21 protein-coding genes are annotated in these 22,076 nt (G+C 62.9%); 8 read left to right on the top strand and 13 right to left on the bottom strand.

Translation table 11 applies throughout. The features are described from left to right. Nucleotides 1–11 precede the first annotated feature (11 nt). Complete coding sequence (locus LB568_RS20350; RefSeq protein WP_013893421.1) at nt 12–569, top strand: sugar O-acetyltransferase; 558 nt, start codon at nt 12–14, stop codon at nt 567–569. Here LB568_RS20350 and LB568_RS20355 read toward each other — a convergent pair. Together LB568_RS20355 and LB568_RS20360 are read right to left on the bottom strand one after the other, a co-directional pair. Beyond that, on the bottom strand, nt 556–1,905 hold the full coding sequence (locus LB568_RS20355; protein ID WP_013893422.1) for an ATP-binding protein: 1,350 nt from the start codon (nt 1,903–1,905) through the stop codon (nt 556–558). The genes LB568_RS20350 and LB568_RS20355 overlap by 14 nt on opposite strands. Then, complete coding sequence (locus LB568_RS20360) at nt 1,902–2,561, bottom strand: response regulator transcription factor (protein WP_013893423.1); 660 nt, start codon at nt 2,559–2,561, stop codon at nt 1,902–1,904. The genes LB568_RS20355 and LB568_RS20360 overlap by 4 nt, the downstream gene beginning before the upstream one ends. 199 nt (nt 2,562–2,760) lie before the next feature. Between LB568_RS20360 and LB568_RS20365 the strand changes: the two genes are divergently transcribed. Continuing rightward, nucleotides 2,761–3,027, top strand: coding sequence for a PepSY domain-containing protein (locus tag LB568_RS20365; RefSeq protein WP_013893424.1), 267 nt, complete (start codon nt 2,761–2,763; stop codon nt 3,025–3,027). Between the two features lie 5 nt (nt 3,028–3,032). Next, nucleotides 3,033–3,593 carry a cytochrome b/b6 domain-containing protein gene (locus LB568_RS20370; RefSeq protein WP_224731121.1) on the top strand — a complete coding sequence of 187 codons (561 nt, stop codon included), beginning with the start codon at nt 3,033–3,035 and terminating at the stop codon, nt 3,591–3,593. A 72-nt stretch (nt 3,594–3,665) separates the two neighbouring features. Here LB568_RS20370 and LB568_RS20375 read toward each other — a convergent pair whose 3' ends face one another. Beyond that, complete coding sequence (locus LB568_RS20375) at nt 3,666–4,658, bottom strand: GlxA family transcriptional regulator (protein ID WP_013893426.1); 993 nt, start codon at nt 4,656–4,658, stop codon at nt 3,666–3,668. Nucleotides 4,659–4,787: 129 nt separating this feature from the next. Here LB568_RS20375 and LB568_RS20380 point away from each other — a divergent pair, with 129 nt between their 5' ends. Next, nucleotides 4,788–5,432 (top strand): cysteine hydrolase family protein, encoded by a 645-nt coding sequence (locus tag LB568_RS20380; protein ID WP_013893427.1) that lies wholly within the window; start codon nt 4,788–4,790, stop codon nt 5,430–5,432. Between the two features lie 67 nt (nt 5,433–5,499). Here LB568_RS20380 and LB568_RS20385 read toward each other — a convergent pair whose 3' ends face one another. The 8 genes from LB568_RS20385 to LB568_RS20420 form a co-directional block, all read right to left on the bottom strand. After that, nucleotides 5,500–7,179, bottom strand: coding sequence for a formate--tetrahydrofolate ligase (locus tag LB568_RS20385; protein WP_013893428.1), 1,680 nt, complete (start codon nt 7,177–7,179; stop codon nt 5,500–5,502). A 368-nt stretch (nt 7,180–7,547) separates the two neighbouring features. Next, complete coding sequence (locus LB568_RS20390; protein WP_013893429.1) at nt 7,548–8,666, bottom strand: DUF2333 family protein; 1,119 nt, start codon at nt 8,664–8,666, stop codon at nt 7,548–7,550. Nucleotides 8,667–8,770: 104 nt separating this feature from the next. Beyond that, nucleotides 8,771–10,072 (bottom strand): DUF6638 family protein, encoded by a 1,302-nt coding sequence (locus LB568_RS20395; RefSeq protein ID WP_224731122.1) that lies wholly within the window; start codon nt 10,070–10,072, stop codon nt 8,771–8,773. A 219-nt stretch (nt 10,073–10,291) separates the two neighbouring features. Then, complete coding sequence (locus LB568_RS20400; protein WP_224731123.1) at nt 10,292–12,202, bottom strand: AAA family ATPase; 1,911 nt, start codon at nt 12,200–12,202, stop codon at nt 10,292–10,294. A gap of 24 nt (nt 12,203–12,226) precedes the next feature. After that, nucleotides 12,227–13,372, bottom strand: a complete 1,146-nt coding sequence (locus LB568_RS20405; RefSeq protein ID WP_013893432.1) for a hypothetical protein — start codon at nt 13,370–13,372, stop codon at nt 12,227–12,229. 44 nt (nt 13,373–13,416) lie between these two features. Continuing rightward, on the bottom strand, nt 13,417–14,505 hold the full coding sequence (locus LB568_RS20410) for a hypothetical protein (RefSeq protein ID WP_023767998.1): 1,089 nt from the start codon (nt 14,503–14,505) through the stop codon (nt 13,417–13,419). A 308-nt stretch (nt 14,506–14,813) separates the two neighbouring features. Then, on the bottom strand, nt 14,814–15,203 hold the full coding sequence (locus tag LB568_RS20415) for a c-type cytochrome (RefSeq protein ID WP_013893434.1): 390 nt from the start codon (nt 15,201–15,203) through the stop codon (nt 14,814–14,816). A 127-nt stretch (nt 15,204–15,330) separates the two neighbouring features. Then, nucleotides 15,331–15,942 (bottom strand): thymidine kinase, encoded by a 612-nt coding sequence (locus tag LB568_RS20420; RefSeq protein ID WP_013893435.1) that lies wholly within the window; start codon nt 15,940–15,942, stop codon nt 15,331–15,333. A gap of 405 nt (nt 15,943–16,347) precedes the next feature. On the opposite strand from LB568_RS20420, the gene LB568_RS20425 reads away from it, so the two are divergent. From LB568_RS20425 to LB568_RS20440, 4 genes are all read left to right on the top strand, one after another. Beyond that, on the top strand, nt 16,348–17,283 hold the full coding sequence (locus LB568_RS20425; protein ID WP_013893436.1) for a choline ABC transporter substrate-binding protein: 936 nt from the start codon (nt 16,348–16,350) through the stop codon (nt 17,281–17,283). A 230-nt stretch (nt 17,284–17,513) separates the two neighbouring features. Continuing rightward, nucleotides 17,514–18,368, top strand: coding sequence for a choline ABC transporter permease subunit (gene choW / locus LB568_RS20430; RefSeq protein ID WP_013893437.1), 855 nt, complete (start codon nt 17,514–17,516; stop codon nt 18,366–18,368). After that, on the top strand, nt 18,365–19,546 hold the full coding sequence (gene choV / locus LB568_RS20435; RefSeq protein ID WP_013893438.1) for a choline ABC transporter ATP-binding protein: 1,182 nt from the start codon (nt 18,365–18,367) through the stop codon (nt 19,544–19,546). Before choW ends, choV begins: the two co-directional genes overlap by 4 nt. A gap of 87 nt (nt 19,547–19,633) precedes the next feature. Continuing rightward, nucleotides 19,634–19,867 carry a hypothetical protein gene (locus tag LB568_RS20440; protein ID WP_013893439.1) on the top strand — a complete coding sequence of 78 codons (234 nt, stop codon included), beginning with the start codon at nt 19,634–19,636 and terminating at the stop codon, nt 19,865–19,867. 69 nt (nt 19,868–19,936) lie between these two features. Here LB568_RS20440 and LB568_RS20445 read toward each other — a convergent pair whose 3' ends face one another. Together LB568_RS20445 and LB568_RS20450 are read right to left on the bottom strand one after the other, a co-directional pair. Continuing rightward, nucleotides 19,937–21,346, bottom strand: coding sequence for an ATP-binding protein (locus tag LB568_RS20445; RefSeq protein ID WP_013893440.1), 1,410 nt, complete (start codon nt 21,344–21,346; stop codon nt 19,937–19,939). Beyond that, nucleotides 21,343–22,062: a response regulator gene (locus LB568_RS20450; RefSeq protein ID WP_013893441.1), complete on the bottom strand. Its 720-nt coding sequence runs from the start codon at nt 22,060–22,062 to the stop codon at nt 21,343–21,345. Before LB568_RS20450 ends, LB568_RS20445 begins: the two co-directional genes overlap by 4 nt. Nucleotides 22,063–22,076 lie beyond the last annotated feature (14 nt).

The following is a 22,076-nucleotide window of genomic DNA, read 5'->3' on the forward strand; positions in this document are numbered from 1 at the left end:
GGAGACCCGTCATGGCTGAGAGCGAGCGCACAAGGATGGCCGCCGGCCAATGGTACACCTGCCTCGATGACGAATTGGAAGCCTTGCGAGCCAAGGCGCGCGATGCGGTGTTCGAGCACAACACGTTGCCGCCGAGGCAGCGCGGCAATCTCGGGCCTGCCCTTAAGACATTGCTGGGCGGCGTGGGCGAGGGCGCCCGCATCGAAGCGCCGTTCCATTGCGCCTATGGCTTCAACATCTTTCTCGGCGACAATGTTTTTCTCAACGCCGGCTGCACCATCCTGGACACGGCGCCGGTGCGCATCGGCAAGGGGACGCTGCTCGGCCCCAATGTCCAGATCTATTGCGCCGAGCACCACAGGCAAGCGGCGGGACGGCAGGCGGGACTGGAGATCGCCAGGCCGGTCGAGATCGGCGCAAATGCCTGGATCGGCGGTAGCGCGGTCATCCTTGGCGGCGTCAGCATCGGCGAGGGCGCCATCGTCGGCGCCGGTGCGGTGGTGACGCGCGACGTGCCCGCCGACACCACGGTGGTCGGCAATCCGGCGCGGGCGGTTAAACTCGATTGACGTTATGCGGCGGGAAGCGGATCGTTGCTTCAAAGCCGTCCTGCTGGCCGGAAGCCGGTGAATCCAGGGTCAGGGTCGCACCGATCTGTTGTAGTATTCTATTGACGATCGCCAGTCCGAGGCCTGATCCTTCGGCACGTGTTTCACCGCGTTCGAACCGTTTGACAAGGCCATCCGGGGCCGGAACCACCGGACCTTGGTTGACCACGCTGAGCCGGGCATCATCAGTGATGCGAATGACAACTTCGCCGCCTTCGGTGCCATGCCGCAATGCGTTCTCGATCAGGTTGCGCAGGATTATTGCCAGTGCATCTGTGTCGATCGCGACCAGCGCCTTGCCATTGTCAGGCGTCTTAAGGCGAAGGCGGCCCTTGTTCTGGCCGCGCTGCTCGAAGTCTTCGACCACCAATGCTGCGACCGCGGCAAGATCGGCTGGTTTGCCGGCAACTGCTACTCCAGCATCGGCACGCGCTAGCTGCATCAGCTTTTCGGACAGGTCGGCGAGATCGGACAGGGCCGCCCTTATCTGGCGTGGGCGCTTTTTTTCTGCCTCGTCCGAAGCTTCCGCGATCAGTCGCTCCGTCTGGGCCAGCGCGCCGGCGATCGGTGTGCGCAGTTCATGCGCGGCATTCGCCGTGAATTCCTTTTCGGCGTCGAGTGCCATGTTGAGACGCCGCATCAGGCTGTTGACAGACTTGGCGATGGCCGCGAGTTCGGAGGGCAGGTCGTCGGTGCGGATCGGAGCGAGATTGTCACCGTGACGGGCGCTAATCTCGCCGCGCAGCGTCGCGATCGGCCTCAGGAAGCGCGCCAGGGTCAGCCACGCGACCAGCGCGCTCAACGGAATGAGGATGACCATCGGTATCAGAAAGCCGGTGGCGGCTTCCAGCGTTTCCTCATTGCGCCGTGCATCGAGCTCGGCGACCTGAATGAAGACCGTGCCGCTGACCGCCGGCTCGGTGTAGATGCGCCATCCAGAAGCCTCGGAAAATCCCTGCACGAGTTCAGCCGTGAGCGGCTCCGCGGGAGCATCATAGGAGTGTATGAGAACGCGACCGCCGGCGTCCCGCACTTGGAAAATCAGGCGGCCACCGTCGTCGTCCGAAACAGCCTCCGCAAGCCGGCGCGGCGATTGCGACGGCTCGCGTCCGAAAAGATCGTCGATGACCAGCGGCAGCAGCCGACGCGCTGATTCCTGCATGGAACTGTCCATGGCTTCGTTGATTTCACGATGCAGCGTGATACTTCCAGTGCCCGCGGCGACGAGGCCGAAGGCGACCGTCAGCAGGATCAGCGAGACAACGACGCGACCCGCAAGGCTGTCGAGGACCCTCATGGAGATGCCAGCCGGTAGCCTAGCCCCCTTACGGTCGTCAACGCTCCGCGCCCGATCTTCTTGCGCAGGCGGCTAACATAGACTTCGACGGTGTTGCTTTCGATCTCTGCGCCAAAGGCATAGAGCGCATCCTCGATCTGGTTCTTGCCTATCGTCATGCCGGGTCGGCGCAAGAACTGCTCCAGCACTGCCCATTCGCGGGACGTCAGCATGGCCTCAGCGCCGTTAACCACGACGCGGCGGGCCGCTTGATCGATCTCGAGGAGTCCGAGCCGGACCAAAGGGTTCGGGTTTCCGGCATAGCGGCGCGCGACCGCGGCAAGGCGTGCGGACAACTCGCCGAGATGGAAGGGCTTGACCAGATAGTCGTCGGCGCCGGAATTCAGGCCCGCTATGCGGTCCGAGAGCTGGTCGCGCGCGGTCAGGATGATGACTGGCGTATCAGCGCCCTTACGACGCAGCGTTTTCAGGAATTCGAGGCCCTTGCCATCAGGCAGATGCAGGTCGAGCAGGACGAGTTCATAGGAGACGACCCGCAGGTGATCGCCGGCACCGCCAAGCGTCGTGCTCCAGTCCACGGCATGGCCGTCGGCGGCGATGTGATCGCGCACCGCCTCGCCCAGCACGGGGTCGTCTTCGATCAGCAGAACGCGCACCTTGCCTCCGTGTCCACGGCAACACGCCGCCTTCATGCGGCACAAGGCTGACAGCAAGCTGAACGAAAGCCAATCGCGGCTTTTGGACAATGCGAGTGCGTTCAGGGCAAGGTGCTTTCACGGCGAGGTGCGTTCAGGCTGCTGTCAGGTTTCAGGGGCAGGGTCCGCGACATCGGAATTGGCCGATGGAGAAAACAAGATGAAACCCCTGATCCTGACCGCGCTGGTGATGGTTTTTGCCGGGCCGGCCTTCGCTGCCGACAGATGCGATGTGCCCACCGACCAGTGGCAGCCGCGTGAAGCGCTGCAAAAGAAGCTTGAAAGCGAGGGCTGGAAGGTCCGCAGCATCAAGACGGAAAACGGCTGCTATGAAGCCAAGGCGCTCGATGCCAACGGCAAGAAGCTGGAAGCCGTCTTTAATCCCAAGACGCTCGAGTCGGTTGGCGCCGATTCCGACGACGGTTGATCGCCATGAACGTCACCGCTTCGACACGAGGGACTTTGGTCCAGGTCTGGAGCCCCTACGTCCGCCTCTTTCACTGGTCGCTGGTCCTGTGCGTTGCGGTGGCGTGGCTGTCTTCTGGCGAAATCATGAAGGTGCATGAGCTGGCCGGCTACAGCGCGGGCGTGCTGATCACATCTCGGCTGATCGCCGGCTTGGCCGGATCCGGACACACGCGCTTCCATCAGTTCGTGCACGGACCGCGCGCGGTCGGCTTGTATCTCTCCGATGTGGCGAAGGGCGATGAAAAGCGCTATCTCGGCCATAACCCTGCCGGCGGCGCCATGGTGCTGGCACTTCTGGCCTGCGTGGCAGGAATTGCACTTACCGGCTGGATGCAGACCACCGACACTTGGTGGGGGGTGGGTTGGGTCGAGGACACGCACAAGATCCTGGGCAATGGCATCCTGGTGCTGATCGGGCTGCATGTTGGTGGCGTGTTGCTGGCCAGCCTGCGCCATGGCGAAAACCTTGTTCGTGCCATGGTCACCGGCCGTAAACGTGCGCCATCGCCGGAGGACGTCGCCTGACCACATCGCCCTGATCACGGGGACCGGAATGCAAAGGGCGCTGCGGCGACGCGCGCCCTTTGCCGTTATGCCTCAGGACGCTGCGTGCACCATGTCCTCCCGCCGATCGCCTCGCCTGGAAAACTCCCGCCGGTATTGCGCCGGCGATGTCCTCAGTCTCGCGGCAAAATGCTGGCGCAACGAGGTGGCGCTGCCGAAGCCGGCTTCGAAGGCGACGATGTCCATCGATTTCTCCGTCGCCTCCAGCAAGCGCTGCGCCAGCTCGATCCGCTGGCTGGTCAGCCAATCGCCAAAACTGGTGCCGATCGATTTCTGGAAGCGGCGGGTGAAGGTGCGCCGGGTCAGGCCGGCGGCTTCGGCGACGCTGTCGAGGCTGTGCGCCTCGCCGAGCGTGGCGCGCACCGCGTCGAGCGCCCTGGTGAAGCGGTCGGCGTCAGCGCTTTTTGCCACGGGGCGCTCGATGAATTGCGCCTGCCCGCCCTGGCGGTGCGGGGAAAGGACGATCTGGCGGGCGAGCCGCAGTGCTGCTTCCGCGCCGTAGCGGGCGCGCACGATGTGGAGACAGCAGTCGAGGCCGGCCGCGACCCCGGCCGAGGTCACGACGTCGCCATTGTCGACATAGAGCACCGTGGCATCGACCGCGATGTCTGGATGGAGTTCCTGCAGCCGCTCGGAGTAGGCCCAGTGCGTCGCGGCGCGGCGTCCTGAAAGCAGTCCAGCCGCGGCAATGGCAAAGGTTCCGAGACACAGTCCGACAATCAATGCACCATGCTCGTGCGCTCTGCGTATCGCCTCCATCAACACTGGCGCCGGCGGCTCGCCGAGATGATGCCAGCTTGGGATGATGACGATATCGGCGCCGTCGAGTCCTTCGAGCCCATGCGGTGCGGCAACCGTCAGTCCGGCTTCGGTGTGGACCGGGCCGGCCTTGACCGCGCAGATGCGGAACTCGAAGCGCGGCAGCCCAAGCGCCGTCCTGTCCTCGCCGAACACCAGGCATGGCACGGAGAGATGGAATGGGCTGATGCCGTCGAAGGCTAGGACGGCAATGATCGGGTCGGTCATGGGGGGCTTCCAGCAGGTGATCGCGGATTGTCCCAATTCTTTCGAATGATGTCAATCGGGACACTTTTGGTCGCTTGGCGATATCCCTATTTTCGGCCCCATCGCATTCAAGCCGGAAAGGAAAACACCATGTCTGACCCAGTCAAAACCGCACCGCGCCGCGCTCTCATCGTCATCGACGTCCAGAACGACTATGATGGCGGCAATCTCGCCATCCAGCATCCGCCGTTCCGCGACAGCGTCGTCAACGTGGCGCGGGCCATGGATGCGGCCACTGCTGCCGGCGTCAAGGTAGTGGTGGTCAAGCAGATGGCACCCGAGACATCGCCAGTTTTCGCCAAGGGCAGCCATGGCGCCGAATTGCATCCGGAGATCGCCAGGCGCGGCCGCGACCACTATATCGAAAAGAACCTGCCTTCCGCCTTCACCGGCACCGACCTCGAGGATTGGCTGCGCGCCAACGCCATCGATACGCTCACGGTGGTCGGCTACATGACGCATAATTGCGATCTGTCGACCATCATCCACGCCGTGCATATGGGCTTTGCGGTCGAATTCCTGTCCGACGCCACCGGCTCGCTACCTTATGCCAACAGCGCCGGCTATGCCTCGGCGGAGGAGATTCACCGCGTGGTCACGATCATCCTGCAGTCGCGCTTCGCGGCGGTGCTCAAGACCGCCGAGTGGGTGGAATGCCTGAAGACCGGCGCCTTGCCGGAGCGCGATACGATCTACGCCTCCAACCAGCGGGCGCTGGCGCGCAACGCGGCCTAGCAATGTCCGCAAACAGAAAGGGGGCCGCATCGCTGCGGCCCCCTTTCGTGTCTAGTGTTCATAATGTCTAGAACAGGCCTTCGATCTGGCCCATCTCGTTGAGGAAGATCTTTTCCGAGGACGGTGCCTTGGGCAGGCCGGGCATGGTCATGACTTCGCCGCAGATGATGACGACGAAGCCAGCACCGGCCGAAAGCCTGACTTCGCGCACCGGCACGGTGTGGCCGGTCGGCGCGCCGCGCAGGTTCGGGTCGGTCGAGAACGAGTACTGGGTCTTGGCCATGCAGACCGGCAGGTTGCCGTAGCCGGCGTCTTCCCAGGCCTTGAGCTGGTCGCGCACCGACTTGTCGGCGATCGCCTCCGAGCCGCGATAGATGCGCTGGACGATGGTGTTGATCTTCTCGAACAGCGGCATGGCATCGGGATAGAGCGGCGCGAATTGCGAGGCGCCGGATTCGGCCAGCGCCACCACCTTGTTGGCAAGATCCTCGATGCCGGCCGAGCCGTTGGCCCAGTGCTTGCACAGGATCGCCTCTTCGCCCATCGAGGCGACATAGTCCTTCATCGCCTGGATTTCGGCGTCGGTGTCGGAATAGAAATGGTTGATGGCAACCACCGCCGGCACGCCGAACTGGCGGATGTTCTCGATATGGCGGCCAAGGTTGGCGCAGCCCTTCTTCACCGCCTCGACGTTTTCCTTGCCGAGGTCTTCCTTCTTGACGCCGCCATTCATCTTCATGGCGCGCACAGTGGCGACGATGACGGCGGCTGCCGGCTTGAGGCCAGCCTTGCGGCACTTGATGTCGAAGAATTTCTCGGCGCCGAGATCGGCGCCGAAGCCGGCCTCGGTGACGACGTAGTCGGCGAGCTTCAGCGCCGTGGTGGTGGCGACGACCGAGTTGCAGCCATGCGCGATGTTGGCGAACGGGCCGCCATGCACGAAGGCCGGGTTGTTCTCCAGCGTCTGCACGAGGTTGGGCTGCATGGCGTCCTTCAGGAGCACGGCCATGGCGCCGTCGGCCTTGAGGTCGCGGGCATAGACCGGCGACTTGTCGCGGCGATAGGCGACGATGATGTCGCCAAGGCGCTTTTCCAGATCCTTCAGGTCGGTCGACAGGCACAGGATCGCCATGACTTCCGAGGCGACGGTGATATCGAAGCCGGCCTCGCGCGGGAAACCGTTGGCGACGCCGCCGAGCGAGCAGATGATCTCACGCAGCGCCCGGTCGTTCATGTCCATGACGCGGCGCCACACCACGCGGCGGGTGTCGATGCCGAGCTCATTGCCCCAGTAGATATGGTTGTCGATCAGCGCCGACAAAAGGTTGTGCGCGGTGGTGATGGCGTGGAAGTCGCCGGTGAAGTGGAGGTTCATGTCCTCCATCGGCACGACCTGTGCGTAACCGCCGCCGGCGGCACCGCCCTTGACGCCGAAATTCGGGCCGAGCGAGGCCTCGCGGATGCAGACGATCGCCTTCTTGCCGATGCGGTTCAGGCCGTCGCCGAGGCCGACCGTGGTGGTGGTCTTGCCTTCGCCGGCCGGGGTCGGGTTGATGGCGGTGACCAGGATCAGCTTGCCGTCCTTGTTGCCTTTCACCGACTTGATGAATTCGGCTGATATCTTGGCCTTGTCGTGGCCATAGGGCAGCAGGTGTTCGGTCGGGATGCCGATCTTCTGGCCGATCTCCTGGATCTGCTTTTTCCTGGCGCCGCGCGCGATCTCGATGTCGGACTTCACTTCGGCCATGACGGCTTTCCTCTGGATTGGACGGTGGAGGGGACGGGGTTGATGTCTATCGCAAACAGGTTGGAACCGGGCGCGCGGGCATGTTCTAACCCTCTCGCTGCCGTGGCGTCAACTTGCATGCAACTATGTTTCCTCTAGAGAAAATTCCTCTGCGGCCGGCCGACCTGTCCTCGGTTCTTCCTGGCTCCGCTTGCCGCGCCGTATAGAAGCCAGAGCAGGGAGGCTTCCGCCGTCTCAAAACAGCCGCACAATGCACCGAATGCGACAGAGGCGACGGCGCAAATCCGCCATCGGCTTGCCCTTTGCTTTATGCATGTCGTTCTCCCAAAACCGGGACCACTTTGGACGACATGCATTGCGGCTCAGCGCTACTGGGTCAGAACATTGCTGATCTCGACCATGTTGGAGCGCACACGCAGGATGTAGAAGCCCATCGTCGTCAGGTGTGTCGGCAACAGCCAGCCGTCCTCGCGGCCATTGGCGATGATGAAGGGCTGGATCCTGAGAGCCGAGACGAACTGGGCATCCATCGTGTCCCACAGGCTCTGCAGGTGCTTTTCCTTGAGGACATCCTCGAAATCGGCCTGAGCGCCTTTCATCAGCCCGTAATAGGCATAGAGCTGGCCATAGGCGAACCAGTAGCGGTCGTCGGCGCGGGTGTCGAACCAGCCATTGTTGTGGTTTTCGGCACGCTCCTTGAGGATGGCCGAGGTTGAACCGATGTCCGAAGCAATGCGGTCGATATACTGCTTCAGATTGTCGGCGCGGGCATCGAAGGTCGCCTGGCAGGTGGCGAGGCGAGCGTTGAAAGAGCGCAGATTGCCCATCGCACGGCGATACATGCTGGGCGTGGTCGCGGTCATGCCGTTGCGGCTGATGTACCAGATGGACTCGTCATACTGCAGCTGACCGCGGGCATCCTGGAGGTTGGTATCGATCTGCGAGGTGGTGCGCACGCGGCCAAGATTGTCGGCAAGCTCGGTGGCGGTGCGCCGCACCGCCTGGTTGATGCCACGCTGGAACGAAGCCTTGTTGTCCATCCAGGGCGTGTCGTCCCAGTCGATGCCGAACAAGCCGAGCTTGTAGAGGACCATCGACGAGACCCAGGCATTCTGATTGACGTTGAAGTCGATCAGATCGGCCGCCACCTGGGCGATGGCGGAGTTGCCGCAAGTCTTGGCCGTGTCGGTGCCGCTGCCGGCGGCGACCTGCTCGCCGGCGGAGACATTGCGCTTCTCGAAGGTGTAAGTGTCGGGATAGGTCGGGTTGAAATTGCTCCACCATTGGGTGGCGTAGAAGAAATTGGCGTAGAGGCCGACCAGCACCAGCAAAGCCAGGCCGACCACAGCCTTGAGGATCCAGCCGCGCTGCGTATACCAGCGCCCCGCCCACAGGAAAGGCCACAGGATCACGCCGATGACGAGGCCGATGCCGCGGCCGATCCACTGGAAAATGCGGGTGAAGAAATTCACGATCGGATCAAGCATGGCTCACGTCACCCCCTCAAAGCATGATGTCAAAAAAGTTGCGGACTTTTTGAATAACATGCACCAAAACAACAAGTTAGAACGAAGTGACGGGTCATTTCATTCTAGTCGGTCAGACCGTAGAGGCGCGTGCGAAACGCCACCTTGTCCTTCAAATATGTGGTTTTCAGAACGTCCACAACATGCGATCGCCAGCCGTCGCTGAAGCCGTCATAGTCCTTGTAGAAGCCCTGCTTGTTGAAGATGTAGCGCGAGACGAAGTCCGACGGCACGAAATCCGAGATCAGACGGTTGGTCAGCCATGCGTCCGGATGGTCCGGCTTGGCACGGGTCACCAGGAAGCGCTGCTGTGGAAACACATCTTCGATCTTGAGGTGGCCAAGCTGGGCGATCTCGCGCTTGGCGGCATTGAGGAAGGGGAAATTGCCGTCCTTGGCGATCAGGTCGGCATGGCTCTGGATCCAGGTCTGCAACCAGACCTTGTCGACATCGGTCAGGTTGCGGTCGGGTTCGGCGTCGCGGATCAGCGCACGCACCACCATCTCGGCCCGGTGCTCGAGATAGCCGGACGACTCGATCCATGAGGCGCGCGGCAGTTCGATGCGGCCGGTGCTGGCCAGGAATTTGAACACCTTGTCGGCGTCGTTGATCGAGAGATAGCTGACCTGCCAGGGCCGCGAGCGGCGGAAGCCGGGGGCGGCCGGGTCGCTGATCACCGTCGTCATGTCGGGGTCGACGAACACGTAGAGCCCGCCGAAATGGCTGGTCCAGTAGGCGTTGTGGCGGAAGATCACCTGGTCGGGCACCAGCGCGTTCTCGCGGATATCGCCGCAGATCTTCGCCAGCTCCACCATGCGGTTCAGCATGGCGTTGTCGCGCCAGGCATCCGGCTCCTGCTTCAGCCTGTCGACGAGCTTGCCGAGTTCGGCCGCCTTGCCCAGCACGTCTTCGGCGGAAAGCACCTTGAACTCGACCTGGCTGATCGACAGCAGGTCCTCGATGTCGTTGACCTTGGGAACGGTGTCCTCGATCTCGCCGTAGATGACATCCTTGATGGTCAGCGCATCGATGGCGCGCTGGTTCTTGGACATGAACTCGAACATCAGCTGCGAGGTGTTGGAGAAGGCGGTGTGCACCACCGGCAGGTCGATCTGCGACGGCGTCAGGATGATGAAGCGGCGGTTGACCTCGTTGGGATCGAGATAGTCAGGGTCGCCGCATTCATCGGCGATCTCGGGCGAGAAGCCGGTGCGGTCGATCTGGAAGCTCGCAAGCTTGGTCGGCTTGAGGCCGAAGGCCGCCAACGCCTTATTGTAGCGCTGGATGAGATGCGGCTCGTCGACAGTGAGCAAACGGCCGTAGATGAGTTCGTTGTCGCGCAGAAGGTCGGGTTTTTTGGGGCTCATTTTGCCTTCTCCCCGTTCACGGGGAGAAGGTGCCCGAAGGGCGGATGAGGGGCGCGAGCCTTCCTTCTCCCCTTGTGGGAGAAGGTGGATCGGCGCGCAGCGCCGAGACGGTTGAGGGGTGGGTGACGGATCGCCGTCCTTGCCAAGCTGGAACACCCCTCATCCGTCGCCTTCGGCGACACCTTCTCCCACAAGGGGAGAAGGGAATGCCGGCGCACGTCACGCATTCCACAGTCCCTTCTTCTTCATCTCCTCCATCTCGCGCGCTGCCCTCTCGCGCAGCCTTGCGTCGCGCAGCAGCTTCTCCACGGCGGCATCATCGGACTTGTCGGAATAGCGGAATTCCGAGTCGGCGTAGCGGTTGATCTCCTGCATGACCATGTCCATCGAGAACGGCCCGCGCAGTTCCTCGATCATGGCTTTCTTGTCGTCGTAGGCCTTGTGCATGAAGGCTTCCGGCTTCTCGAACCAGTCGTCGGGAAGCTCGATGTCCATGGCGCGCATCTTGATGGCGTCGGTGACGTTCTTGATCGCGCGGCCGGTGAAGCGCGGCTCGGCGTCCTTGATCAGGTGCAGGTAGGTGCCGATGTCGGCCATGGTCTTGGGCGCGCCATTTTCCTTCATGTAGCGCTCGTAGACCTTCATCAGGCCGTCCTCTTGCGGCTTCTCATGCTCCTCGTAGGCCTCGGTCACGGCGCGCTGGATTTCCTGCGCGGCGTAGAGTTCGTGGTCACCGAGCGGTATCTTATGGTTCTTGCCGGCGAGCAGCACGAAGATGTCGATGTAGTCGTCGCGGCTCTGCGGCCCGTCGACCAGCCAGCGGGCGCCGGCGCGCTGGCGCAGCGCATCGTCGACATTTTCGGGATAGTTGGAGAACATGCCGAACGAGCAGTTGCCGCGCACCACGGTGGCGGCACCGGCGAACGCGTCCATCAAGACGCCGGTGATCTCCTGCTGGCCGGCGGAGGCGCGGTCGTCGGAGCGTTTGGCGGCCACCTGGTCGATGTCGTCGATGGTGCCGAAGCCAATGACGCGCGGGTTCAGCACATTGTTGATGAACTGGCGGCAGTTCTGGCCCGATTTGCCCTGATAGGACGAGATCTGGTCGACGCCGAAGTTCTCGTAGGCGAAGGGATAGCCCGCGACCTGGCAGTAGCCGTTGACGAGACCGGCGATCATCTGGATCAGCGTCGTCTTGCCGGTGCCGGGCGCGCCGTCGCCGATGAAGGTGAACAGGAAGCCGCCGAGTTCGACGAACGGGTTCAGCTCGCGCTCGAAATCGTAGGCCATCAGCATCTTGGCGAGCTTGACCGATTGGTATTTGGCGATGTGGTTGCCGACGACCTCTTCGGGAGTCTTGAAGGTCATCACCAGCGGCTTGGAGCGCTTGCCGGGGGCGACGTCGAAGCCGTCGAGGGTGAAATCGTCGGCGTCGATGCGGATATGGGCGTTCTCGAACGGACCGATGCCGTCGAAGCGGCCTTTTCGCGCCAGGAGCCCATCGATGGCGACACGGGCGAAAGCGCGCGCGCGCGTCATCAGGTCGGCGTCGTCGGATGCGCCCGATATCGCCTTGTCGAGCCCGGCCAGGATCGACTTCACCGCGTCCTGCGGCGTATCGAACAGGAAATCCGGTTCGGGGATGTCGTTGGGCGCCTCGCCGTCGCTGTCGATCAGCTGGAACAGATAGGATGCCAGGCTGAAGGCGGAGATATAGGCGGAGGCCGACAGCAGCTTCTTGAAGGCCGATGCCTCGTCGCCCTCAAGCGGGGCGCGGGTGTTCTTCGCCTGCAGGCTTTCGAGGTCCGAGCCTTCGGCGAAAACATCCGATATGGCCAGGGCAATGGCCGTGCCGCGCCGGGCGCGAAACAGAAGCGTGTGCTGCGGGATGGTGAGCAACTGGTCGTCGGGATGGACGGCGCCGACTGTCTTCGACAGCTCGACCTCGCGCGTGCGGCGCACCGAACCCACCGATACGGTGGAGACGAAGCGGCGGTTGGTGCCGGCCAGCGCCGTGCCGGATTCTCGCGAGGGATCCTCCAGCACGACGATGCGGGTGATGAAGCTCTGCGCGGTGGCGCGGTGCTTCTCGATTGCCGCTTCCGGGATGGTGGTCAGGCCGGTATCCATGAAGGTTGCTCCGTGGTGTGACGGTCAGACGTCCGAGATGACCTGTCCGTTGGACAGGATGTGGACCTTGTAGCCGGAAAAGATCTTCTGCGCCTCGCCGGCGGCGTAGAGCGCCTGGTAGGCTTCGTGCGGAATCAGCGCATGGTTCTCGTAGCTCGACACGCCCTGGCGCGCGGCCTCCAGATCGTCAGTGTTGATGAAGAATTCCTGGGTCGTCTTCTCGCTTGAAAACAGCCCCCTGCGGCCAGGTTTCTCGGCCTTGGAATAGACTTCCTGGATGGTCCAGGTCAGAAGCCAGGCATTCTCGGGCTTGCGCACCTTGGCCAGCACCTCGGTCACCGTCGAATTGTTGTCGGTGATACCAGCCGAATAGAAGGGACCGAGCACGACGCGGCGCAATTGCTTGGGGTGCAGCGGCTCGAAATCCTTGTCGAGGTTGACGGCGATCGTCGCCGGCGACAGGGTGTAGGCGGAATTCTTCTCGGTGAAATCATCGAAGCGGTGGGCAAGCTCGGGATTGAGCAGGCCGTCGACCGGCAGCGGAATGTCGACCTTGTCGTTAAGCTTGCCGTTCCTGTCGACGAGCTGGCTGACCATGGTTTCCGAGGAATCTTCCACCGTCACCATGTAAACCAGGGGCAGGTTGGCGCTGCCGTCGAATGTCGCCCAATGGACGAGATAGTAGGGCCGCGCCGTCTTCGGGTTGACCGAGACCTTGGCGGTCTGCGCCAGGGTGAAAGGCCCGAAGGTCTGCTCGCTCTTGACGTCCTCGAGATAGAGCCGCTCGGCCATCGACTTCTGCAGCGCCTCGGGGAATTCCTTGTGGCGCAGGATGAAATCGGCCATCTCCTCGCGCAATTCGCCGGCCAGCGGGATGTTGGCGAGCCGGCTGTCCGCCTGGCGGCGGTCGTTCTCCAGTTCGAGCAGGTTCTGGAACACTGGAAAGCCGCTTTCGGCGCGCGAAATGCGGAACGTGTCCACGAAGCCCAGCCGGTTGCGCCAGCAGGAGAAGGATTTGTCGAGCCGGGCGATGTATTCAGCGACGATCTTGGCGACGATGCCGTGCCGGTAGAGCGGCGAGCGGTCGTCGCGCATGAACACTTCCAGGCCGCTGAGTGCGGCCGTGATTGCCGAGAAATACCGCGCCGCCGCGTCGTTTTCGGGGGTCATGCTGCTGGCCTCAAGTCGGAACGCGACACTGGCGAGTGCGGCAATTAAGACTGTACGTAGTCGGCCGAATTGTGCTTCTTCAGCACCTCGTCGAAGCGGCGGGCGAAGGCGTCGTCGGCAAGCTTCTTGCGGCGCTGGATGTCGGCGCTGGCGACCATGTTCTTCTCGTGCATCTCGAGCAGGTCACCGATGTGCTTTTGCGAGGCGGCACCGATGCCGGCCATGGTCTCCTCGGCAGTGTTGTCGACCTGGCTGCCCAGCGTGTTGATCTTGTGGGCGACGTCCTGCTGGGCGGCGGTCTTCAGCGAATCTTCCAGCGCCTTGTAGAGCACGATGCGCTGCTCGGTATCGATGGTCAGCTTGTTGATCAGCGTCGACTGCGCCGCGATCTGGTTGTTGAGCGAATCCACGAAGGTCTGGAACATCGAGGTGTAGCGCTCCAGCGTCTGGCTCTCGGCCAGCAGTTCCTGTTCCTTGGCCTGCTTCTCGTTGTACTCGGTGGCGAGCTTGGAGCGCTCGCCTTCGAGCTGCGTGCGGTCCTTCTGGCTGGTCGAGGCGGCGATCTTGTTCTCGATGTCGAGCAGCATCGGGTTGAGTTCCTCGATGCGCTTCTGCACGGTTTCGAGGTTGGACATGGTGGTCTTGCGACGCTCGATCACCTGCGACAGGCTTGTCTCGGAGGTCTTGTAGCGCTGGTCGAGCACCTCTTTCTGCGCCTTCAGGATGCCGACGATGGTGTCGGACTTGGCCAGCAGCTCCTGCAGATTGCCGGCCAGCGACATGTTGCGGACACGGTCGGTGCGCATGCGTTGCTTGCTCTGGCTGGAGAAGATGCCGATGAAGTTTTCCCAGCCGGTGTAGTTCTTCATGCTTTCGAACTCGGCGCCAAAGACGTTGGTGGCATCCTCCAGTCCGATGATAAGGTCGGCGATGTTGCCTTCCATCACCTTCTGCTGCTTCAGCACATCCTCGATGCGGGCGTTCTCGATGTCGAAATTGGCGTCGCCGATCTTCTTGTCGGCGGTGGCAAGCGTGTCGAGAACGGTGCCGGACTGCTCGATCTTGGTGCGCATATCCTGGACGACCTGCTTGGTCTTGGCAATTTCGGCATCGAAATTCTGCAATGTCGCCATAGGGGCCTCCCGCTTCGGCATCAGGTCGCTGGTTGCGAACAGCGGCGAATATATGTGGGGTATCAGGGGATTGAAAGACGTGAAGACAGGACGGTGCGAAAACAAAATATCAGGCTGTGCCCTTGAAAGGCAGTGGAGCGGTGGTCATGGCGTGATTAGCTGGTGAGCCGAGCATAGTTCAGCTGATTTTGAACTTCCACGCCGGCAAAGCAGTCAGTCTCCATCCAAGGGGACGGTCAGGAAATCCGACAACAACTGGCGGGTTGCAGCTGCGGTATACCCGGCGTCAGCCGGCGCCATCATGCTGCTCAGGGCTTGGGATCGGCCTTCAGATAGGCGATGACGTTGGCGATGTCGTCGTCGCTGCCGAGGCCGCCGAAAGCCATCTTGTTGCCGGGTACCTTCAGCCTGGGCGCCTTGAGGTATTCGGCAAGGTTTGCCTCGTCCCAGACGAGACCGGCGGCGCCGGCGTTTTTCATGGCTTCCGAATAGTGGCCAAGGAAGCTTTCGGCGCTGCCGGCGGTGCGACCGACGACACCCATCAAATGCGGGCCGACCTTGTCGCGGTCGGTGGCTGCTTCATGGCAGGCGATGCAGCGGTTGAAGACGTGCTTGCCCTGCACGGGATCGCCGCCGGCGTGAGCGGCAATGGAGGTGGCCAGCAGAAGGATGCTGGCTGACGAAACGGCTCGAAGCATGGCTGACCCCCAGGGAGTTCCGGCTGACGGCCTTATAGGGCCGACGCCTTAACAAACGCTGCATCGCGGCGGATTGGGGATGGATGGCCGATCCGGCTGTTCAAGCCTGGGCGGGGTTGCCACGCCGTCAGTTCCTGACGAAGCCGATGAAATCGTCAGGCGCGGCGCGGCCCATCTCTTCCTCCCAGTGGCGGCGGCAGAGCGAAACGTAGACGTCCTTGCCGATCGCCACCTGTTCGCCTTGCCGGGCGACCTTGCCGTCGGGGCCGAGGCGCACGACCATCGTCGCCTTGCGGCCGCAGCGGCAGATGGTGCGGACTTCGCGCAGATCGTCGGCGATGGCCAGCAGCGCGCGCGAGCCGGAAAACAGCTTGCCCTGGAAATCGGTGCGCAGGCCATAGCACATGACGGGGATGTTCAACCGGTCGGCGATGCGGGCAAGCTGCCAGACCTGCTCCTCCTCCAGGAACTGCGCCTCGTCGACGAAGACGCAATGCACGGCGCTGCGCTGATGATGCTCGGCGACACGGGCGAACAGATCGTCGCCGTCGCGGAACATCTCGGCCTCGGTCTCCAGCCCGATGCGCGACGAGATCAGGCCGCTGTCGCCCTTGCGGTAGTGGCCGGCGACGAACAGCATCGTCGTCATGCCGCGCTCGCGATAGTTATATGACGCCTGCAGCAGCATCGTCGTCTTGCCGGCATTCATCGTCGCGTAGTGGAAGTAAAGCTTGGCCATGCCGCCCTGTAAGGTCTGTTGATATTCAGATGAGGCCGGCCTGCAAATGGCGGCTCCCTGCGCTTCCGATGCTCACGTACGAAAAGTACGCTCCGCTTCGGTTCTCGGAACCCACCATTTTCGGCGCGGCCTGACCTGAATCTAAACAGACCTTAAGCCGAGTTGGCGAGGCGCGGGGAGGGGCCGCCGCCGCATTCCCCTGAAAAAGCCGCCATCACGGCAGCCAGATCAGGCTGATCGTACCCGCAAAGCGCCAACCGTGTCGCTGATGGGCCATTGCGCGCCGTTGATCGTGATTGCCTTACCGCTTGAATCCACACCAGAATGGTGTTTGGCTGACGAAACAAGGCGGGCAGAGAAACCGTAACTACGCTTCGCCAAAGAATCACAATGGGAGACTTGTCTATGTCGCGTATGAATTCCTTCGTCGCCGGCCTCGGCCTGGCGGCTTTCCTGTCCACGAGTGCTGCCTTTGCCGGCGATCCGGCAAGCTGCAAGGCCGTGCGTCTCTCCGATGTCGGCTGGACCGACATCCAGGCGACGACCGGCGTCGCCTCGGTACTGCTCACCGCGCTCGGCTACGAGCCGCAAACGATCCAGCTGTCGGTGCCGGTGACCATGGCATCGCTGAAGAACAAGGATCTCGATGTCTTCCTCGGCAATTGGATGCCGTCGATGACCAACGACATCAAGGATTACACCGCCGATGGTTCGGTCGAGACCATCAGCACCAACCTGACCGGCGCCGGCTACGGCATCGTCGTGCCGACCTATGTCGCGGACGCCGGCGTGAAGTCGCTGACCGACATCGGCAAGTTCAAGGACAAATTCAACGGCAAGATCTATGGCATTGAGGCCGGCAATGACGGCAACCGTATCATCCTCGACATGATCAAGAACCCGAAGGACAATCTCGAGGGCTTCGAACTGGTCGAGTCGTCGGAGGCCGGCATGCTGACGCAGGCCGAGCAGTCGATGAAGAACAATGAGTGGATCGCCTTCCTCGGCTGGACGCCGCACCCGGTGATGGGCGCCATGAAGATCACCTATCTCGATGGCATGGGCGACAGCGGTTTCGGCGCCGCCACCGTCTACACCGTCGCGCGCAAGGGCTACACCACCGAATGCCCGAATGCCGGCAAGTTCATCGCCAATCTGAAGTTCAACCTGGATATGGAAGGCCAGATGATGGACGCCATCCTGAAAGGCGGCGACGCCAACACGGTTGCGACCGACTGGCTGAAGAAAAATCCGGATGCCGTCAAGCCATGGATCGCCGGCGTGACCACCTTCGACGGCGGCGACGCCGCGGCCGCGATCAAGACCGCGCTCGGAGGCTGAGCCGGCTTTTGTTTCGGCCTAGACGCATGACCCCGAAAATCGGCTTTGATTTTCGGAAAGGGATCCTGCGCAAAGAAACGTGCCGCAGCGTCCTTTGCGCGTCTGAAAAGACGCGCGGCGCTGTGGGAAGAAGAGGGCAGCCACTGGAAAAGGCTGCCCTTTTTCATATGCTGTGACAAGATGACGTTGCGAGAGTTGGGGCCGGCGGCTTCGCGCATGAGAGGGGCGATATGGATCCGATTTCGAAATTCATGGTCGATCACAAGATTCCGATCGGCGCCTGGGGAAAGGCGTTCTTCGGTTTCCTCACAGACAATTTCGACACCGTGTTCAGGGCTTTTTCGAATGGGCTGAATTTCCTGCTCGACGGGCTGGTCAACATCCTGCTGATGGTGCCGCCGGTGCTGCTGGCGCTCGTCATCGCTGTCATTGCCTGGCTGCTGCAGCGGTCTCGACCGCTCGCCATCGGCGTATTCCTCGGCCTGATCTTCATCATCAACCAGAACCTGTGGAAGCAGACGGTGCAGACGCTGGTGCTGGTCGTGGCGGCCGCCGCCATGGCGATGGCCATCGGCGTGCCGCTCGGCATCTGGGCGGCGCACAAGCCCAAGGTCTACCGCATCATGCTGCCGGTGCTCGACCTGATGCAGACGCTGCCGACCTTCGTGTACCTGATCCCGGTGCTGACGCTGTTTGGCCTCGGCAATGCGCCCGGCCTCATCGTCACCATCATCTTCGTCATCCCGACCGCGGTCAGGCTCACCCACCTCGGCGTCGTCTCGGTGCCGAAGTCGATCATCGAAGCCGGCGAGGCGTTCGGCGCCACCAAGAGCCAGCTTTTGTGGAAGGTGGAACTGCCCTCGGCATTGCCCACCATCATGGCGGGGCTGACCCAGTCGATCATGCTGTCGCTGTCGATGGTGGTGTTCGCCGCACTGATCGGCGCCGGCGGCCTCGGCACGGAAATCAACCGCGCGCTCGGCTCGCGCCGCATCGATCTCGGGCTTGAGGCCGGTCTCGCCATCGTCGTGCTTGCCATCGTGCTCGACCGGATGACCCGCATTGGCGTTGGAGGCAAGAAATGACCGTCGCCGTCGATTTCAAGAACGTCGACATCGTCTTCGGCGCCGACCAGGCGGGCTCGCTGGCGATGATCGACAAGGGCGCGACACGCGCCGAAATCCTCGAGAAGACCGGCAATGTGCTGGGCTGCGCCGACGCCAGCCTCACCGTGCACGAAGGCGAGATTTCGGTGCTGATGGGCCTGTCGGGCTCCGGCAAGTCGACGCTGCTTCGGGCCGTCAACCGGCTTAACGTGGTGTCGCGTGGCCAGGTCCTGGTCAAGGACGGCGACAAGATCGTCGATGTCGTGACTTGCGACCAGGCCACATTGCGGCGCCTACGCCAGAAGCAGGTGGCGATGGTGTTCCAGCAGTTCGGCCTGTTGCCGTGGCGTACGGTGGAAGAAAATGTCGGGCTCGGCCTCGAACTCGCCGGCGTGCCGGACGCCGAACGCAAGGAGCGCGTGCACAGGCAGCTCAAGCTGGTCAATCTCGACCAGTGGTCGAACAAATACGCCCATGAACTGTCGGGTGGCATGCAGCAACGCGTCGGCCTGGCGCGCGCCTTCGCCACCGAAGCGCCGATCCTGTTGATGGACGAGCCGTTCTCGGCGCTCGACCCGCTGATCCGCACCAAGCTGCAGGACGAATTGCTGCAGCTGCAGGCCGAGCTGAAGAAGACCATCATCTTCGTCAGCCACGATTTGGAGGAGGCGCTGAAGATCGGCAGCCATATCACCATCATGGAGGGCGGCCGCATCGTCCAGACCGGCGCGCCCGAAGACATCGTGCTGCGTCCCGCCAACGACTATGTCCGCGACTTCATCGCCAATGTGAACCCGCTGTCGGTGCTGACCGCCTGGAACGTCATGCGCGACCGCCGCGACCTGGAGCATGGCGACAATGGCTGGGTATGGCTCGATCGGCGCAAGACGACGCGCTTCAAGATCGACGACCACGGGCTGGTGGCGGCAGCCGAACGCGACGGCAAGCCGGCGGTCTGGATGTCCTGCGCCGATGTCGAAGCCCAGTCGGAGGAAGCAGCGCAAGTGTTCTGGGCGAATCCCGGCACATCGCTGAAAACGGTGATGCTGGCCATGCACCGCTCGCAGACCGCACCGGTGGCGCTGTTCGACGACCAGTCCCGCTTCGTCGGCGCCATCGGCATCAGGGATGTGCTGAGCGCAGTGCTGCGGCGGTAGTCGAGCGCGGTCTTGCAGGGACAGGGCGCGTTGAAGCGGATTCGGAATTGGCTTTCTAAACCGCGGGTCGCTCAAACGGCGCTCGGCATGCTGCTTGTGATCGCGATGCGATCGATCCTGGAATTCTTCAGGATCGGCGGGGCGACCGGTACGCCGCTGAGTGCAAACCAGCTCTTTTATATCGAAGGGGCGTTCGCGGCAGTCAGTGCCGCGCTGGCGGTTCTTGTCCTGCATGCATTCGGGCGGCACGGTTGGGCAACGTTGTCCAGCGTGATGGCAATAATTGCCCTGCTGGCATGGAAAATCGCCGTCATCCGTTGAAAATCGGCAAACGGGGACCATCCCTGATCGCCGCGCCTCTTGCGAGGCCGGCATTTTGGACGACCCGCGTCAGGCCGCCAGCGGCAAGCGTAGCTCCGTCAGCAGGCCGCCGGCAGGATGGTTGGACAGGCGGACCTCGCCGCCGGCGGCGCGGGCAATGTTGCGGGCGATGGTGAGGCCGAGACCGAGGCCGCCGGTCTGGCGGTTGCGGGATTGTTCGAGGCGAACGAAAGAACCGAACACGGCATCGATCTGGGCCTGCGGTATGCCCGGTCCTTCGTCGCGGATGGCAAGCGTGATCGTGCGGTCGGAGCGGTGCAGGCTCAGATGCGCCTTCTTGCCGTAGGTGACGGCGTTCTGCACCAGATTGGTGACGCAGCGCTTCAGCGCAACCGGCCGCGCCATGCAGATCAAGCCGCGTGAGCGAGTATCGTCATTGTCGAAGGAGACGTCCGGGTAGGCATCGGCGATCGATTCCACGAGCGACCAGAAGTCGATGCGTTCGCTCTTCTCCTCGGTCACCTCGAAGGTGGCGAAGTCGATCACTGAACTGGCGATGCTCTCGACGTCGGCGAGATCGTGCGCCAGCGCCTCGCGCACCGCCGATTTGCGCAACAGCTCCAGGCGCAGCCGCATCCGCGTCATCGGCGTGCGCAGGTCATGCGCGAGTGCGGCGGCCAGATGTTCGCGGTCCTCGACATATTCGCGCAGCCTGGCCTGCATGGCGTTGATCGCCCTGGCGGCGGCCTGGACCTCGCGGCTGCCCGATTCGGCGATGGGCGGGCTCTTCAGGTCCTTGCCGATCCTGTTCACGGCGGTTTCCATCATGCGGTAGGGCGCCGTCAGCCGGCGCAGCGACCAGATCGACATGATGACCACCAGTCCGGCGATCAGCGAATAGAGCGGCAGGCTGTCGACGCTGAGGATCGGGCCGACGGGCGTGATCGGCTCGGTGAAGTTCAGCCACTGGCCGTCGGCGAAGCGCAGCGATGCCGTCAGCTTGTCGCTCTGGGCGAAATCGGCGGCCAGCACCAAGAGGTCGCGCTCGACCTGGCCGATATCGGCCCCCGGCTCGGTGCCGCCGGCGTCGTCGGCCTCGCGCGTCGCCGGGTCGCGCCGCACGCGCGCGTCGGTGATGCCGAACTTCGACAGCCGGCCGACGAGGATGTCCTCGAGCTCGGCCAGTTCGTCGTCGCCGGCGATCGAGGAGGTGACCGCGGGCGTGTCCGAGACGGTCAGCGCATAAGTCGAATTGAACAGGCCGGCCGCGGTTGCCTTGCGCTCCTCCGGCGTGGCGTCATGCATCAGCTGGACCAGCGAGAAGGCGCGGTCGTTGAGGCGGTAGAGATCGACCACGTCGTTGGCGGCGGCACGGTCGCGCGACACGATGTAGAGGGTCGCGACCTGGCTGATCAGCAGGCCGGCAATGACGATCAGCAGCACCCAGACAGGCAAGGTCTGCGGCAGGAAACGTCTCATTCGGAGATCGTCTCGGGCAGGAACTGATAGCCGCCGCTGCGCACCGTGAGGATCAGTTTCGGCGTCTTTGGGTCGTCTTCCATCTTGCGCCGCAGCCGGCTGACCAGGATGTCGATGCTGCGGTCGAAGGAATAGTCGCTGTCGCCGCCGGAAAGCTCGATGAGCTGGTCGCGGGTCAGCACGCGCTGGGCGCTCTTGACGAAGGTCTGCAGCAGGTTGAACTCGGCCATCGTCAGTTCGACCCTGACATCGTCGGGCGCGGTCAGCCGGCGCCGCGAACAGTCCATCGTCCAACCGGCGAAGCGGTAGATCTGCTTGGAGGTGGCGCGCTTGGGTTCGGCGGCGGCACCGTTGCGCCGCAGCACCGCGCGGATGCGGGCCAGGAGTTCGCGCGGGTCGAAGGGTTTGGGAACATAGTCGTCGGCGCCCATCTCCAGGCCGACCACGCGGTCGGTCGTCTCGGTGACGGCGGTCAGCATGATGATCGGCGTCGAATACTGGGCGCGAAGGTCGCGGCACAGTTCAAGCCCGCTCTTGCCGGGCAGCATCACGTCAAGCACGATGAGGTCCACCTGCGCGCGGCGCAGGATCGTTTCCATCTCGATTCCGTCGGCCGCGACCGAGGTGTGCAGGCCCCGCTTCTGGAAGAATTCCTGAAGCAGGTCACGGATGCCCTTGTCGTCGTCGACGATCAGTATGTGCGCATCGGATTTCACAGGTGCCTGTCCCG

This window comes from Mesorhizobium sp. B263B2A (assembly GCF_020165775.1).
Lineage (GTDB): Bacteria > Pseudomonadota > Alphaproteobacteria > Rhizobiales > Rhizobiaceae > Mesorhizobium > Mesorhizobium opportunistum.